The organism is Streptomyces sp. BK022 (genome assembly GCF_004217355.1).
In the GTDB taxonomy this organism is placed as follows: domain Bacteria; phylum Actinomycetota; class Actinomycetes; order Streptomycetales; family Streptomycetaceae; genus Streptomyces; species Streptomyces griseoluteus.
Genome location: NZ_SHKU01000002.1, coordinates 860,283 through 876,327 on the forward strand (window position 1 = coordinate 860,283; position 16,045 = coordinate 876,327).

At 71.5% G+C, this 16,045-nt stretch carries 12 protein-coding genes; 6 read left to right on the forward strand and 6 right to left on the reverse strand.

Annotation, left to right across the window (positions count from 1 at the left end; genetic code table 11):
- Positions 1-359 precede the first annotated feature (359 nt).
- The 3 genes from EV284_RS10080 (at position 360) to EV284_RS10090 (ending at position 2,979) form a co-directional block, all read left to right on the forward strand.
- On the forward strand, positions 360-1,013 hold the full coding sequence (locus EV284_RS10080; protein ID WP_130332422.1) for a DUF6230 family protein: 654 nt from the start codon (positions 360-362) through the stop codon (positions 1,011-1,013).
- Positions 1,014-1,130: 117 nt separating this feature from the next.
- Positions 1,131-1,658, forward strand: coding sequence for a DUF6114 domain-containing protein (locus EV284_RS10085; protein ID WP_130332424.1), 528 nt, complete (start codon positions 1,131-1,133; stop codon positions 1,656-1,658).
- Positions 1,648-2,979, forward strand: coding sequence for a hypothetical protein (locus EV284_RS10090; protein ID WP_130332426.1), 1,332 nt, complete (start codon positions 1,648-1,650; stop codon positions 2,977-2,979). The genes EV284_RS10085 and EV284_RS10090 overlap by 11 nt, the downstream gene beginning before the upstream one ends.
- A gap of 94 nt (positions 2,980-3,073) precedes the next feature.
- On the opposite strand, the gene pyk is transcribed toward EV284_RS10090, so the two are convergent.
- The 3 genes from pyk to pta all read right to left on the reverse strand — a co-directional run bounded on the left by pyk (position 3,074) and on the right by pta (position 7,908).
- Positions 3,074-4,504, reverse strand: coding sequence for a pyruvate kinase (gene pyk, locus EV284_RS10095; protein WP_130332428.1), 1,431 nt, complete (start codon positions 4,502-4,504; stop codon positions 3,074-3,076).
- Positions 4,505-4,612: 108 nt separating this feature from the next.
- Complete coding sequence (locus EV284_RS10100; RefSeq protein ID WP_130332430.1) at positions 4,613-5,821, reverse strand: acetate kinase; 1,209 nt, start codon at positions 5,819-5,821, stop codon at positions 4,613-4,615.
- Positions 5,818-7,908, reverse strand: coding sequence for a phosphate acetyltransferase (gene pta, locus EV284_RS10105; RefSeq protein WP_130332432.1), 2,091 nt, complete (start codon positions 7,906-7,908; stop codon positions 5,818-5,820). The genes EV284_RS10100 and pta overlap by 4 nt, the downstream gene beginning before the upstream one ends.
- Positions 7,909-8,153: 245 nt before the next feature.
- Between pta and EV284_RS10110 the strand changes: the two genes are divergently transcribed.
- Positions 8,154-9,179: an ATP-dependent 6-phosphofructokinase gene (locus EV284_RS10110; RefSeq protein WP_130332434.1), complete on the forward strand. Its 1,026-nt coding sequence runs from the start codon at positions 8,154-8,156 to the stop codon at positions 9,177-9,179.
- A gap of 167 nt (positions 9,180-9,346) precedes the next feature.
- Here EV284_RS10110 and EV284_RS10115 read toward each other — a convergent pair whose 3' ends face one another.
- Together EV284_RS10115 and EV284_RS10120 are read right to left on the reverse strand one after the other, a co-directional pair.
- Positions 9,347-10,051 (reverse strand): response regulator, encoded by a 705-nt coding sequence (locus EV284_RS10115; RefSeq protein WP_130332436.1) that lies wholly within the window; start codon positions 10,049-10,051, stop codon positions 9,347-9,349.
- Positions 10,048-11,862: a sensor histidine kinase gene (locus EV284_RS10120; RefSeq protein ID WP_130332438.1), complete on the reverse strand. Its 1,815-nt coding sequence runs from the start codon at positions 11,860-11,862 to the stop codon at positions 10,048-10,050. Before EV284_RS10120 ends, EV284_RS10115 begins: the two co-directional genes overlap by 4 nt.
- A 122-nt stretch (positions 11,863-11,984) precedes the next feature.
- Between EV284_RS10120 and EV284_RS10125 the strand changes: the two genes are divergently transcribed.
- Positions 11,985-13,415, forward strand: a complete 1,431-nt coding sequence (locus EV284_RS10125) for a cation:dicarboxylase symporter family transporter (protein ID WP_130333009.1) — start codon at positions 11,985-11,987, stop codon at positions 13,413-13,415.
- A gap of 83 nt (positions 13,416-13,498) precedes the next feature.
- On the opposite strand, the gene EV284_RS10130 is transcribed toward EV284_RS10125, so the two are convergent.
- A complete protein-coding gene (locus EV284_RS10130; protein WP_242625634.1) occupies positions 13,499-14,113 on the reverse strand; it encodes a TetR/AcrR family transcriptional regulator in 615 nt (204 codons plus the stop codon).
- A gap of 130 nt (positions 14,114-14,243) precedes the next feature.
- On the opposite strand from EV284_RS10130, the gene EV284_RS10135 reads away from it, so the two are divergent.
- Complete coding sequence (locus EV284_RS10135) at positions 14,244-15,929, forward strand: MFS transporter (protein ID WP_130332442.1); 1,686 nt, start codon at positions 14,244-14,246, stop codon at positions 15,927-15,929.
- Positions 15,930-16,045: the final 116 nt, after the last annotated feature.

Below are 16,045 nucleotides of genomic sequence, written 5' to 3' on the forward strand. Positions count from 1 at the left end.
GGCGAGAATGCACCACGATCGGCCACGCTCGGTCCATTTCCGCACCCCGGCAGCCGGCCGGGAAGCGGGAGACTCTGGGTCCCCACCGAGCAGAGCCGGCGGCAGTGGCGCCGGCTCTGGGGCAGGGGGGTCTTCGCCTTCCCGGTGAAGCCTGTCCCGAAGGTTGTGCGTGATGTGCGTCAGGCGCGACCAGTGGTTGTCGCTCGGGGGTGAACGCCGGTTGTTCGGGCGCGGGTTCGTGCCGCCGAGCACGGGCGCTCCCCTTCCCGAGGACGTAGCACTTCTCCCATCCCTGCCCGGCCGAGCCGCCCGCTGGGGCGATTCCGGGACAGGAGATGTACGTCCGAGAAGGAGGAAATATGGAGTCCCAGGTGCGTGGCGGGACCAGATGGAAGCGCTTCGCTGTGGTCATGGTGCCCAGCGTCGCCGCTACGGCCGTGATAGGCGTCGCCCTCGCGCAGGGTGCTCTCGCCGCGTCGTTCAGCGTGTCCGGTCAGTCGTTCAAGGTGACCGCCGACACGCTCAACGGCACCGGTTTCTCGCAGTACGGCGCGATCGACTCGGGTTACACCCTGACCGGCGAGAAGACGGCCCACCCGGTGGCGGTGTCGGCGTTCTCCAAGGCCACGATCCACAAGATGTGCCAGTCGGTCGTCACCCCGGGCATCCCGGGGATCGGCTCGGTCACACTGCGGCTGACGGCGGGTGACAGCTCCGACGAGAAGAAGCAGGTCGAGGCCGAGAACCTGTACATCGACGTCGAGGACCTGGGCGCTGACGCCACGTTCCACGACATCAACATCGGTGTCGCGGGCAAGGACCTCAAGGGTCCCGGCATCAAGAGCGGTGAGATCGCCAACAAGCAGGCCAACCCGTACGGGTTCGCCCAGGAGGCGACCAAGGCCGAGCTGACCGGTGTGAAGCAGACGGCGTGGGCCACCACCGCCGGAACCTTCAAGCTCAACGGTCTGCACATGGCCCTGTCCACCGGGACCAAGGCCGAGTGCTACTAGGCACTGCCTGAACGGGCGGGGGAGTGAGAGCTCTCCCGCCCGTCCACTCTCCGGCCGCCGCTTCACCCGCGGCCCACATCTTCACCACAGCAATGCCGCACCAGGGAGCTGTTTTCCATGAGCGCCGAGACTCCTGCCGCCGCACCCGGCCAGTTCACCCGCCGGAGGCTGCAGTTCCGCGCCTGGCGGGGCGCCCGGCCTTTCTGGGCCGGTCTGTTCGTCATGCTCGGTGGCTTTCCGATCATGTACTTCCCGTACGCCCATCTTCAGATCGGTCATCTGACGGTGGCGATGGCCACCACCGCCGGAGCCGGTTCGCTGATCATCGGCGTGCTGCTCATCGTGCTGGGCATCAGCCTCTGGTTCCAGAAGCACGTACGGGTGTTCGCGGGCGTCGCGGCGATCCTGCTCGCGCTGGTGTCCATCCCCGTGTCCAATTTCGGCGGCTTCGTCATCGGCTTCCTCTTCTCCATGGTGGGCGGTGCCATGGGCATCGCCTGGTCGCCCGGTCCGGGCGCCAAGGCGGAGGAGTCCGGCCGGTACGGCGTCCCGGCCCCGCGCAGCGCGGAGCCGGTGGACGCGCCGATGGACCTGTCAGGAACGAGCCCGGCCAACGAGGTGAACGGGAGGCACAGTGCCGGCTGACGAGGTGACCCACGGGCCCGATGTGGACGGGTCCCGTGCGAGAACCGGGCCCCGCCACGCGGCCCCCAAGAAACTGCTGTTCACCCGGCTCCACATGCCGGCCGGCAAGGCCATCGCCTCCGTGGCGATGCCGACGGCGGTACTGATGGGCATGGGCTTCACGTCCACGCTCGCCATCGCCGACAGCGGCGGCGGCACCCCGGCCTCCAACAGCCAGAAGGCGGCCGACTACAAGGACTGCGTCGAGGCGCTGGGCGGCAAGGTCGACGGCACCTCCGCGAGCCCCTCGCCCTCCGCGGGCGAGAGCACCGGCCCGTCCACGCCCAGCCCCTCGGCGTCCGCCGGGGACAAGGCCGGTGCGGGTGACGGCAAGACGTCCTCGCCGGATTCAGGTTCCGACGACGACAAGGGCGGTGCCCCCGCCACCGGTTCCTCCTCGTCCGCCTCGAAGCCCGCGGCCGCGCCCTCCGCGCAGGCCCCGGCTGCCAAGGACGCCACCGCCGGCACCCCCTCGCCGTCCGCGAGTGCCAAGGCCGCCGACGGCGGGCTGCTCGGGACGATCGGGGACGCGATCGGGGACGTACTGACCGGTGGCAAGCAGGCCGGTACGCCGTCGGCGACCCCGACGCCCTCCGCGACCGCGCCGGCGCCCTCCGCCTCCGGCACGCCCGCGCCCTCCGCCTCCTCCAAGGCCCCCACCAAGGGCGACGAGGACAAGACGGCCGGCACTCCCGCGGCGGGAGCCAGGAGTTCCGCGAAGGCCGGTGAGAAGGCCGAGGAGACCCCCGAGCCGAGCACCTCGGCCTCCGTCGCCCCCAGCCCCTCCGCGAGCGCGTCCGACGCCGCCGAGGACTGCGAGAAGGCCACGGACGACGTCGGCGGCATCGACAACAAGCAGCTCCTCGCCGACGACCCCTGGTACCTCAACGCCAGCTCGCTGCTGCTCAAGGGCGCCGACTACCAGGGCGTCGTCCAGGTACGGACCGCGAGCGGCAAGGTCAAGAAGGTGCTGAAGTACGTCATCTCCGACGGCACCGACATCGGCGACCTGCACCAGACGGTGAAGGACAAGGCGTCCGGCAAGACGTACCACGTCCAGGCCGGCAAGGGCACGACGTCCACGATCCGCGGCGGCGACACCACCATGTACACCGAGAGCATCTCGGGGAAGCTGTTCGGGCTCATCCCGATCACCTTCAGCCCGGACAGCCCGCCGCCGCTGAACATCCCGCTGATCTACTTCACCGACGTCACCGTCCAGCAGGCCGCCCAGTTCGGCGGCACGCTGACCATCCCCAAGCTGCACCAGTACGCCGACTGAAGAGCACCACCACGAGCCAGTTCGGGAGCCGCACAACACCGTGGCCCGGTCCCCCTCAGCGAGGGGAGCCGGGCCACGGTCCTGTCCGGGTGCGTCAGTCGCGGTCGCCGCCGCCGACGTGGTGCACGCGCACCATGTTGGTGGTGCCGGGGACGCCGGGAGGCGAACCCGCGGTGATCACGACCGTGTCGCCGTCGTTGAAGCGGCCCAGCTTGGCCAGCTCCTGGTCGACCATGTCGACCATCTCGTCCGTGGTGTTGACGAACGGCACCACGTGCGACTCCACGCCCCAGCTCAGCGTGAGCTGGTTGCGGGTGCCCTCGTCCGTGGTGAAGGCCAGGATCGGCTGGGCCGCGCGGTAGCGGGAGAGCCGGCGGGCGGTGTCACCCGACTTGGTGAACGCGATCAGGCCCTTGGCGCCGAGGAAGTCGGCGATCTCGGCCGCCGCACGGGCCACCGAACCACCCTGCGTACGCGGCTTCTTGCCCGGCACCAGCGGCTGGAGGCCCTTGGAGAGCAGCTCCTCCTCGGCCGCCTTGACGATCTTCGACATCGTCTTGACGGTCTCCACCGGGTACGCGCCCACGCTGGACTCGGCCGACAGCATGACCGCGTCCGCGCCGTCCAGGATCGCGTTGGCCACGTCGGACGCCTCGGCGCGGGTCGGCCGGGAGTTGGTGATCATCGACTCCATCATCTGGGTCGCGACGATCACCGGCTTGGCGTTGCGCCGGCACAGCTCGATCAGGCGCTTCTGCACCATGGGGACCTTCTCGAGCGGGTACTCGACGGCGAGGTCGCCGCGGGCGACCATCACACCGTCGAACGCCATCACGACGTCCTCCATGTTCTCGACCGCCTGCGGCTTCTCCACCTTGGCGATCACCGGGACCCGGCGGCCCTCCTCGTCCATCACCTTGTGGACGTCCTGCACGTCCTTGGCGTCGCGGACGAAGGACAGGGCCACCATGTCGCAGCCCATGCGCAGGGCGAAGCGCAGGTCCTCGACGTCCTTCTCGGACAGCGCGGGCACGTTGACGGCCGCGCCCGGCAGGTTGATGCCCTTGTGGTCGGAGACGACACCGCCCTCGATGACGATCGTCTTGACCTGCGGACCCTCGACGTCCACGACCTTCAGCTCGACGTTGCCGTCGTTGATCAGGATCTGGTCGCCGCGCGAGACGTCACCCGGCAGGCCCTTGTACGTCGTACCGCAGATGTGCTTGTCGCCCGGCACGTCCTCGGTCGTGATGACGAACTCGTCGCCGCGCTCCAGCTCCACCGGACCCTCGGCGAAGGTCTCCAGCCGGATCTTCGGGCCCTGGAGGTCGGCCAGCACGCCGATGGCGCGCCCGGTCTCGTTGGCGGCGGTCCGGACGCGGTCGTACCGCGCCTGGTGCTCGGCGTGGGTGCCGTGACTGAAGTTGAACCGGGCCACGTTCATGCCCGCCTCGATCATGGCGACGAGCTTGTCGTGGGAGTCGACCGCGGGGCCGAGAGTACAGACGATTTTCGAACGGCGCATGAGGCGATCCTATCGGTTTGTTTCACTGCGGAATATTCCGGCCGGCGGAAGATACAGATGATGCAAATGGGCGGACAGGCGCTCAGGCGTGTTACTGCGGTGTAATGCTCAGCCCCGCTTTCCGACCAGCGCATAGGTCTGCGTCGCGATCTCCAGTTCCTCGTCGGTCGGCACCACGGCCACGGCCACCCGTGCGGACGCGGGCGAGATCAGCCGGGCCCCGTCGGACCGTACGGCGTTCAGCTCCTCGTCCACCGCCAGGCCAAGGCCCTGAAGGCCCGCGACCGCCGCGGAGCGCACGGCCGCCGCGTTCTCCCCGACGCCGGCGGTGAACGCCACCGCGTCCACCTGCCCGAGTACGGCGTAATAGGCGCCGATGTACTTCTTGATGCGATGAATGTAAATGTCGAAGGCGAGGGCCGCCGCTTCGTCGCCCTCGTCGACGCGGCGCCGGATCTCCCGCATGTCATTGTCCCCGCACAGCCCGAACAGACCGCTCCTCTTGTTGAGAAGAGTGTCGATCTCGTCCATGGACATATCCCCGACACGGGCCAAATGGAAGACGACCGCCGGGTCCAGATCACCGGACCGGGTGCCCATCACCAGCCCCTCCAGCGGGGTCAGCCCCATCGAGGTGTCCACGCACCGGCCCCGCTCCACCGCCGAGGCGGACGCGCCGTTGCCCAGGTGCAGCACGATCACGTTCACCTCCTCCGGCGCCTTGCCGAGCAGCCGCGCGGTCTCCCGCGACACATAGGCGTGCGAGGTGCCGTGGAAGCCGTAGCGGCGGATGCGGTACCGGTCGGCGATCTTCGGGTCGATCGCGTACCGCGCCGAGGACTCCGGCATCGAGGTGTGGAAGGCGGTGTCGAAGACGGCGACCTGGGGCAGGTCCGGGCGCAGCGCCATGGCGGTGCGGATACCGGTCAGGTTGGCCGGGTTGTGCAGCGGGGCTACCGGGATCAGCCGCTCGATCTCGGTGAGCACCGAGTCGTCGACGACGGTGGGCTCGGTGAAGAACATGCCCCCGTGCACCACCCGGTGCCCGATCGCGGCCAGCTCCGGGGAGTCCAGGCCGAGGCCGTCGCGGGCCAGCTCCTCGGCGACCGACTTCAGCGCGGTCTCGTGGTCGGCGATCGGCCCGCTCTGCTCGCGGGTCTCGCCGGTGGCCACCTGGGTGTGGCGCAGCCGGGAGGTCTGCTCGCCGATCCGCTCCACCAGGCCCACCGCGAGACGGCTGCTGTCCCGCATGTCCAGGAGCTGGTACTTCAGCGAGGACGAGCCGGAGTTGAGGACGAGTACGCGGGTGGAGGTCACTGCTGGGAAGCCCTTTCGGTCGGCGCCTGCGCCTGGATCGCGGTGATGGCGACCGTGGTCACGATGTCCTGCACCAAGGCGCCGCGCGAGAGGTCGTTGACCGGCTTGCGCAGACCCTGGAGGACCGGTCCGACGGCGATCGCGCCGGCCGAGCGCTGGACGGCCTTGTAGGTGTTGTTGCCCGTGTTGAGGTCCGGGAAGATCAGCACGCTGGCCTGGCCTGCCACCTCCGAGCCGGGCAGCTTGGTCGCGGCCACGGCGGCGTCCACGGCCGCGTCGTACTGGATCGGGCCCTCGATCTTCAGGTCGGGCCGCTGCTCGCGGGCCAGCTCGGTCGCCTCGCGCACCTTGTCCACGTCGGCGCCGGAGCCGGAGGTGCCGGTGGAGTACGACAGCATGGCGATCCGCGGCTCCACGCCGAACTGCGCGGCCGTCACCGCCGACTCCACCGCGATGTCCGCGAGCTGCTCGGCGTTCGGGTCGGGGTTGACCGCGCAGTCGCCGTAGACCAGCACCTTGTCGGCCAGGCACATGAAGAAGACCGAGGAGACGATCGCGGAGTCCGGCTTGGTCTTGATGATCTCGAAGGCCGGGCGGATGGTGGCCGCGGTGGAGTGCACCGAGCCGGAGACCATGCCGTCGGCCAGGCCCTCCTGCACCATCAGGGTGCCGAAGTAGTTCACGTCGGAGACCACGTCGTAGGCCAGCTCCACCGTGACGCCCTTGTGGGCGCGCAGGGCGGCGTACTTCTCGGCGAAGGAGTCGCGCAGCTCGGAGGTGGCCGGGTCGATCAACTGGCAGTCGGCCAGGTCGATGCCGAGGTCGGCGGCCTTCTTGCGGATCCGGTCCACCGGGCCGAGCAGGGTCAGGTCGCACACGCCCCGGCGCAGCAGCACCTCCGCCGCGTGCAGGACGCGCTCCTCGGTGCCCTCGGGCAGCACGACCCGGCGCTTGTCGGAGCGGGCCTGCTCCAGCAGCTTGTGCTCGAACATCATGGGAGTGACCCGGCCGCCGCTGGGCGCGGAGACCCGGCGGGCCAGGTCGGCCGTGTCCACGTACCGCTCGAACAGGCCGAGCGCGGTCTCCGCCTTGCGCGGGGTGGCGGCCGTCATCCGGCCCTCCAGCGAGAAGAGCTGCCCGGCGGTGGGGAAGCTGGTGCCGGCCACCGAGAGCACCGGGGTGCCGGGGGCGAGACGGGCGGCCAGGGTGAGGATCTCCTCGCTCGGCACCTCGTTCAGGGTGAGCAGCACACCGGCGATGGGCGGGGTGCCCGCGCTGTGCGCGGCCAGCGAGCCGACGACCAGGTCGGCGCGGTCGCCCGGTGTCACGACCAGGCAGCCGGGGGTCAGGGCGGCGAGGAAGTTGGGCAGCATGGCGCCGCCGAAGACGAAGTCCAGCGCGTCGCGGGCCAGGCCGGAGTCGTCGCCCAGCAGCACCTTGGCGCCGAGGGCGTGCGCGATCTGCGAGACGGTCGGCGCGGAGAGGGCGGGCTCGTCCGGCAGGACGTAGCAGGGGACCGGCATGCGGTCGGTGAGCCGGTCGGCGATCTTGTCGCGGTCCTCGCGGGCGGCACGGTTGGCGACCATGGCGAGGACGTCGCAGCCGAGGCCGGCGTAGGCGCGGTAGGCGTTGCGGGTCTCGGCGAGCACCGACTCGGCGGACTGCTTGCGGGCGCCGACGACCGGGATCACGGACGCGCCGAACTCGTTGGCGAGCCGGGCGTTGAGGGCCAGCTCGTCGGGGAGCTGGGTGTCGGCGAAGTCGGTGCCGAGGACGAGGACCACGTCGTAGGCGCGGGCGACCAGGTGGAAGCGGTCGACCAGGGCGGAGACGAGTTCGTCGGTGCCGCGCTCGGCCTGGAGCGTGGACGCCTCCTGGTAGCCCATGCCGTACACGGTCGCGGGGTCCTGCTGGAGGCGGTAGCGGGACCGCAGCAGTTCGAAGAGGCGGTCGGGGCCGTCGTGGACGAGGGGCCGGAACACCCCGACCCGGTCGACCTGCCGGGTCAGCAGTTCCATGACTCCCAGGTCGACGACCTGCCGGCCGTCGCCCCGGTCGATCCCGGTCACGTACACGCTGCGTGTCACGCGTGCTCTCCGATCCTTGCTCGTACGGCGGCCGCCTTCCCGGCGCCGCCGTACGCCTGCACAGAAATCGCCCACCCGAGGTGAGCGGAACCCTCTTGACAATACCCGCGGGCCTGGATAAGGCGCCCGTCAGCCTGGCGGGGGTCCGAACATGCTGGTGGGGGCGGTGGTCGTCGGCCGTTCGGCGGCCGTGAAAGAATCGGAGCGGCTCACCGGTACCCACAGCGAGCAGGAGACACAGCACGATGCGCATCGGAGTTCTCACCGCAGGCGGCGACTGCCCCGGCCTGAACGCCGTGATCCGGTCGGTCGTGCACCGCGCCGTGGCGCACTACGGCGACGAGGTCATCGGCTTCGAGGACGGTTACCGGGGCCTGCTGGACAGCCACTACCGCACCCTCGACCTGGACGCGGTCAGCGGCATCCTGGCGCTCGGCGGCACCATCCTCGGCTCCTCCCGCCTGGAGCGGGACCGGCTGCGCGAGGCGTGCGAGCGGGCGACCGACATGGCCGAGGAGTTCGGCATCGACGCGCTGATCCCGATCGGTGGCGAGGGCACGCTGACGGCGGCCCGGATGCTGTCGGACGCGGGTCTGCCGGTCGTCGGCGTGCCCAAGACCATCGACAACGACATCTCCGGCACCGACCGCACCTTCGGTTTCGACACCGCGGTGGGCGTGGCCACGGAGGCGATGGACCGCCTGAAGACCACGGCCGAGTCGCACCAGCGGGTCATGGTCGTCGAGGTCATGGGCCGGCACGCGGGCTGGATCGCGCTGGAGTCCGGCATGGCCGCCGGCGCGCACGGCATCTGCCTGCCCGAGCGGCCCTTCGACCCGGCCGACCTGGTCAAGATGGTCGAGGAGCGGTTCGCGCGCGGCAAGAAGTTCGCCGTGGTCTGCGTCGCCGAGGGCGCCCACCCGCTCGACGGCACGATGGACTACGGCAAGGGCGACATCGACCAGTTCGGCCACGAGCGCTTCCAGGGCATCGGCACCGCCCTCGCCTACGAGCTCGAGCGCCGCCTCGGCAAGGAGGCCCGCCCGGTCATCCTCGGCCACATCCAGCGCGGCGGCACCCCCACCGCCTACGACCGCGTCCTCGCCACCCGCTTCGGCTGGCACGCCGTCGAAGCCGCCCACCGAGGCGAGTTCGGCGGCATGACCGCCCTGCGCGGCACGGACATCGCGATGGTCCCGCTCGCGGAAGCGGTCACCGAACTGAAGACGGTCCCGGTGTCCCGGATGGACGAGGCGGAGTCGGTCTTCTAGCCGGCCGTCGGGGCCGGAGAGGTACCGCCGGACGACGCGGCGCCGGGAGGTGCGGCGCAGTTCCCGGTACCGCGCCGGCTCGCGTTCGACGCGCCTTTTTGGCCTCCGGGGCGAGAGGCGTGCCCGACCACCCCCCCCCGGGCGGCGGAGCCTGTGCGCGCACGGACTCAGCGGCCCCGGCCCTCCTCCTCGGACAGCCAGCGGTAGACGAGTTCCGGTCGGCCCACCTGGCCGTACTGGGGGCTTCTGGTCGCCCTGGCCGAGGTCACCAGGTGCTCCAGGTAACGGCGGGCCGTGATGCGGGAGATGCCCACCGATTCGGCCACCCCCGCCGCCGTGAGGCCGGCGGGAGTGGCGCGCAGGGCCGCTGTGACGCGTTGCAGGGTGGGGGCGCTCAGGCCCTTCGGGAGAGCCGCGGGGGCGGGGGTGCGCAGGGCGGACAGGGCGCGGTCCACCTCGTCCTGGCCGCTGGCCTCGCCCGCCGCCGCGTGGTAGTCGGCGTAGCGGAGCAGGCGGTCGCGGAGGGTCGCGAAGGTGAAGGGCTTCAGCACGTACTGGACCACGCCCAGCGAGACACCCTCGCGGACCACCGCCAGGTCGCGGGCCGAGGTGACCGCGATGACGTCCGCCTGGTGGCCCGCCGCGCGCAGGGACCGCGCGAGCTGGAGGCCGTGGACGTCGGGGAGGTGCAGGTCGAGCAGGAGGAGGTCGACCGGGGTGCGGTCCAGGACGCGCCGGGCGGCGGCGCCGGTCCCCGCCTTGCCGACGGCGACGAAGCCCGGCACCCGCCCGACGTAGAGGACATGCGCGTCCGCCGCCACCGGGTCGTCCTCCACGACCAGGACGCGGATGGGCGGCTGCTCGGGGGTCATGCGCCGCCTCCCGGCACCGGGCGCGTGGGCGCATCGGACCTGGTACCGACCGGCCGGGTGTCCACGCTCTCCGTCGGGGGCTCACCCGGCAGCCGGGCCGGGAGCGGGTGGCCGTCGGCCTCGGCCGGGGCGTCGGGGCCCCTCCTGGCGGGCAGCCGGGTGTCCGCGTACCGCGTCGGGGGCTCCAGCGGCAGCCGGGTGTCCGTGTGCTCCGCCGGGGGCTCGAGCGGCAGCCGGGCCTCGAACGCCGCACCCCCGCCCTCCGCCCCGGTGACCGTCAGCGTGCCCGTGAGCCGGATGACCGCCTGGCGGGCCAGTGCCAGCCCGAGGCCCCGCCCCCCGGGGCCGGCCGGCTTGGTGGTGAAGCCGCGTCGGAAAACGAGGTCCGCGTGGGCCGGGTCGACGCCGGGACCGGTGTCGGCCACGCGCAGCAGCAGCGCCTCGCCGGCCGCGTACGCCGTCACCGTGACCCGCGCCCGCGCGCTGCCCTGAGCCGCGTCCACCGCGTTGTCGATCAGGTTGCCCAGGATGGTGACGAGGTCGCGCACCGCGAGGTCCGGCGGGAGCACGCCGTCGTCGAGCCGGCTCTCGGGCGAGACGACCAGCTCCACGCCCCGCTCGTGCGCCTGCGCCGTCTTGCCCAGCAGCAGCGCGGCCAGCACCGGCTCGCCCACCGCCGCGACCACCTGGTCGGTGAGCGTCTGGGCCAGCTCCAGCTCGGCCGTGGCGAACTCCACCGCCTCCTCCGCCCGCCCCAGCTCGATCAGGGAGACCACGGTGTGCAGCCGGTTCGCCGCCTCGTGCGCCTGCGACCGCAACGCCTGGCTGAACCCGCGCTCGGAGTCCAGCTCGCCCGTCAGCGACTGGAGTTCGGTCACGTCCCGGAGCGTGACGACCGTACCGCGGTGCTCTCCGCCGGACACCGGGGAGGTGTTGACCACCAGTACGCGGGACGCGGTCAGGTGCATCTCGTCGACCCTCGGCTCCGAGGACAGCAGCGCCCCGGTGAGCGGCCCCGGCAGCCCCAGCTCCGCGACCGACAGACCGACCACCCGGCCGCCGACCCCGAGCAGCTCGCGCCCCCCGTCGTTGATCAGCGCCACCCGGTACCGCCCGTCCAGCATCAGCAGCCCCTCGCGCACCGCGTGCAGCGCCGCCTGGTGGTAGTCGTGCATCCGGCTCAGCTCGGCCGCGTTCATCCCGTGGGTGTGCCGCCGCAGCCGCGCGTTGATCACATAGGTACCCACCGCCCCCAGCAGCAGCGCCGCCCCCGCCACCCCGAGCAGTGCCGTCACCTGGTCCTGGACCCGCGCGCTGATCGCCTCCACCTTGATCCCGGCGCTGACCAGCCCCACCACCCGGCCCCCGTCCGTCACCGGAGTCACCGCGCGCACGGACGGGCCCAGCGTGCCGGTGTACGTCTCGGTGAAGGTGTGCCCCCGCAGGGCGGGCCCGGTCCGGCCGAGGAAGCGCCGGCCTATCTCGTCCCGCGACGGATGGGTCCAGCGGATGCCCCGCGGGTCCATGATCGTGACGAAGTCGACGTCGGCGTCCCGCATCACCCGCAGCGCGTACGGCTCCAGCTCGGCGGAGGGGTCCGGGGCGCGGATCGCCGCCCGCACCGAGGGCGCGTCCGCGATGGACCGGGCGACCGCCGTGACCTGGCGTTCCGCCGCGTCCCGCGCCTGGCGCTGGTCGCTGACGTAGGTGAACAGCGCGTACCCGGCCACCACCACCGCGACCAGCACCGCCTGCATGGCGAAGAGCTGGCCCGCCAGGCTGCGGGGTCGGGGGAGGGCGGGGGCACGCATGCCAGCAGTGTGCCTGTCCGTTCGGGCGTGAACTAAATGAACGGAAGGGTGACCGCCCTCACACGGCGGGAGATAGTCTCCGCGATCCCCTGCAACGCCCGGACGTGAGCCGCACGCCGGTCATGCCGACGAAGACGTCAAGGAGAGCAGTCGTGGCCGCCAGCACCCCCGGTACGGCACCAGCCGCCCCCGCCGTGAAGCGGGACCGTACCCATTACCTGTACATAGCCGTCATCGTGGCGGTCGCGCTCGGCATCGCCGTGGGCCTGATCTGGCCCGACGCCGGGGTGGAGCTGAAGCCGCTCGGCACCGGGTTCGTGAACCTGATCAAGATGATGATCTCGCCGGTCATCTTCTGCACGATCGTGCTCGGGATCGGCTCCGTACGGAAGGCCGCGAAGGTCGGCGCGGTCGGCGGCATCGCGCTCGGCTACTTCACCGTGATGTCTCTGGTGGCGCTCGCCATCGGCCTCGTCGTCGGCAACGTGCTGCACCCCGGCGAGGGCCTGCACCTGACCGCCGCGCTCCGCCAGAGCGGCCACGCGCAGGTGTCCGCCGACGCGCTGCCCCCGGTGGACTTCGTGCTCTCGATCATCCCGGTCACCTTCGTGTCCGCCTTCACCGAGGGCCAGGTCCTGCAAACCCTGCTGGTCGCGCTGCTCACCGGCTTCGCGCTGCAGGCGCTGGGCGCGGCCGGACAGCCCGTGCTGCGCGGCATCGAGCACATCCAGCGGCTGGTCTTCCGCATCCTGGCCATGGTCATGTGGGCCGCGCCCATCGGCGCCTTCGGCGCGATCGCGGCCGTCGTCGGCTCGTCGGGCATCGACGCGCTCAAGAGCCTCGCCGTGCTGATGTTCGGCTTCTACGTCACCTGCGTGCTGTTCGTCTTCGTGGTGCTCGGCGCCCTGCTGCGCGTCGTCTCGGGGCTGAACATCCTCCTGCTGCTGAAGTACCTCGCCCGCGAGTTCCTGCTGATCCTGTCGACCTCGTCCTCGGAGTCCGCGCTGCCGAGGCTCATCGCCAAGATGGAGCACCTCGGCGTCAGCAAGGCGGTCGTCGGCATCACCGTGCCGACCGGTTACTCCTTCAACCTCGACGGGACCATGATCTACATGACCATGGCCTCCCTCTACATCGCGGACGCGCTGGGTACGCCGATGTCGCTCGGCGAGCAGATCCCGTTGCTGCTGTTCCTGCTGCTGGCGTCCAAGGGCGCGGCGGGTGTCAGCGGCGCCGGGCTCGCCACGCTCGCGGGCGGTCTCCAGTCGCACAAGCCGGCGCTGGTGGACGGGATCGGCCTGGTGGTCGGCATCGACCGGTTCATGAGCGAGGCGCGGGCGCTGACCAACTTCGCGGGCAACTCCGTCGCCACGGTGCTGATCGGGACGTGGACGAAGGAGATCGACTCGGAGCGGGTGCGGCGGGTGCTGGCGGGGGAGCTGCCGTTCGACGAGACGACGTTGCTGGACGAGGGGCTGGAGGGCGAGCCGCCCTCGACCTCGTCCTCGGGCTCGGCCGAGGGGGAGGGCGGGAAGGAACTCGCCAAGGCGTGAGGGGTTCTGTCACGCCCGCCTGAAGGGCCTTCTGTCGCCGGCCGCCCGACCCCGCCTGAACCGGGGCCGGGCGGCCGGTTCTCTCATGCCGCCTCGCTCGCGCGGGCCACCAACTCCGTCGCCTTCCCGCTCGGTACGCCCGCCGCCGTCAGCGCCGTGACCGCCGCCGCCCGTCCGGCCTCCTCGGGCGGGAGCAGCCCCTCGTTCACCGCCTCCATGACCGCGAAGAGGAGTTGCTCGTGCACGAAGGCCAGCGCGGCGGCGGGCAGCGGTGAGCTGAACACCCCTTCGTCCAGCCCGCGTTGGAGCACCCGTGTCTTCTCCTCGCGCAAGGGGGCGAGGCGGTCACGGATGCCCTGGACGGTGACGGTGCGCTGGGCCAGCGCGATCAGCAGGCGGTAGCGGTCGGCGATCTCCCACACCGCGAGCACGGAACGGGCCACCGCGTCGGCCGGCCCGGCGCCCTCGTACCGGGCGCACAGGTCCGCGTCCGTCAGCACTCGCACCGCCTCGTCGACGAGCGTGCCGATCAGCGCCTCCCGGCTGGGGAAGTGCCCGTACACCGTGCGCCGTACGACACCGGCGGCGCGCGCGATCTGGTCCATCGAGGCGTCCGGGTCGCGCAGCAGCTCGGCGAGGGCGACGTCGAGGATGCGGCGGCGGTTGGTGTCGGCGCGGCTGGGGTTACCCGTGGTCATGGCAGTCATTGTGCACACCTTCTCGACTTGCACAGCACTGTGCAAGGTCGTACATTGCACATGGTTGTGCAATTGCACGCCACTGTGCAAGTCCTGTCGTGCCAGAAGTCGAGGAAGGTCAGCCGCTGCCATGCGACTCGTCATGAACGAACCGGTCGAGAGGATGGAGCGCCCGTACGCCCGGCGCTGGTGGGCGCTGCTCGTGCTCTGCCTCAGCCTGCTGATCATCGTGATGGCCAACACCGCCCTCACGGTCGCCGCGCCCGACATGACCCGCGACCTGGGGCTGTCCAGCGCGGACCTCCAGTGGGTCATCGACGGCTACACCGTCCCGTACGCCGCGCTGATGCTGCTGCTGGGTGCGATCGGCGACAAGTACAGCCGTCGCGGGGCGCTGATCCTCGGCCTCGTCGTCTTCGGCGGCGGCGCGGTCTTCGGCAACCTCGCGGACTCGGCGGCCACCGTCATCGCGGCCCGCGCGGTCATGGGCGTCGGCGCGGCGCTGATCATGCCCGCCACGCTCTCGCTGCTCGCGGCGACCTTCCCGCGCGCCGAGCGGGTCAAGGCGATCACCCTGTGGACCGCCACCGCGGGCCTCGCCATCGCGGCCGGCCCGGTCGTCGCGGGCGCGCTGCTGCGCGACCACGGCTGGGCCTCGACCTTCCTGATCAACGTGCCGGTCGCCGTCCTGGCCATCGTCGGCGCGCTGGTCCTCGTACCGCCGTCCAAGGCGGGCCACCACGAGCGCATCGACTACGTCGGCGGCCTGCTGTCGGTCCTCTGGATCGCCGCGCTGGTCTACATGATCATCGAGGGACCGCACTTCGGGTGGGGCGTGAAGGCGGTGACCGCCGCGGTCGTCGCGGGCGTCGGCCTGGTCGCCTTCGTCCTGTGGGAACTGCGCCACCCGCGCCCGGTGCTGGACGTACGCCGCTTCACCGACCGCCGCTTCGCGGGCTCCAACCTCGCGGTCGCGCTCTTCTTCCTGGCCGTGTTCGGCGCGTTCTACTACCTCACCCAGCACCTCCAGTTCGTCCTCGGCTACGACGCCCTGGAGACCGGCGTCCGCATGCTCCCCCTGGCCGGCGCGGTCTTCGCCGGCTCCGCCCTCACCGGCTACCTCACCCCGCGCGTCGGCATGCGCTGGACGGTCGGCGCGGGCATGGTCGCCGGCACGGTGGCGCTCGCGCTGCTGACCCGTGTCGACGCGGGCTCGACGTACGCCGACTTCGTCCCCTCCCTGGCGATCCTGGGCCTCGCCATCGGCCTGGCGCTCTCCCCCTGCACGGACGCGATCATGGGCGCGTTCCCCGAGTCCGAACTCGGTGTGGGCGGCGCGGTGAACGACACATCGCTCGAACTGGGCGGTTCGCTGGGCATCGCGATCCTGGGCTCCCTGCTGGCGACGTCGTACGACGACCACCTGACCTCGGCGACGAAGGGGTCCGGCCTCCCGGCCGACGCCCTCGCCACGGCGCAGGACTCGGTCGGCGCGGGCTACGCGGTGGCGCAGGCCATCGGCGAGAAGGCGCAGTCGCTGGCCGCGAAGGCGGCCGGGGCGGGGGACCCCGCGCAGGCGGCCCAACTCAAGCAGCAGGCGTCGTCCTTGGCCTCGGGGGCGCATCGCATGGCGGAGGCCGTGGGGTCGTCCTTCTCGGACGCCGTCGCCCATACGAGCTTGATCGGGGCGGTGATCCTGGGGATCGGGACGGTCGTGGTGGCGGTGTTGCTGCCGGGGCGGGAGAAGGCGGCGACCGGCGGACCGGAGGAGGCTTCGGGCGAGGCTGCCGAGAAGGAGAAAGCGACCGCCAACTGATATCGGCTGACGTGCCGCCCCGGGGTTGAGGGGGCGGCACGTCGGCGCGTGTGCGTGACGGCGTACCAGGCACGCGGGGCCCCACCAAACTGATTGCCGCCGCCCCCCGCCGCGAC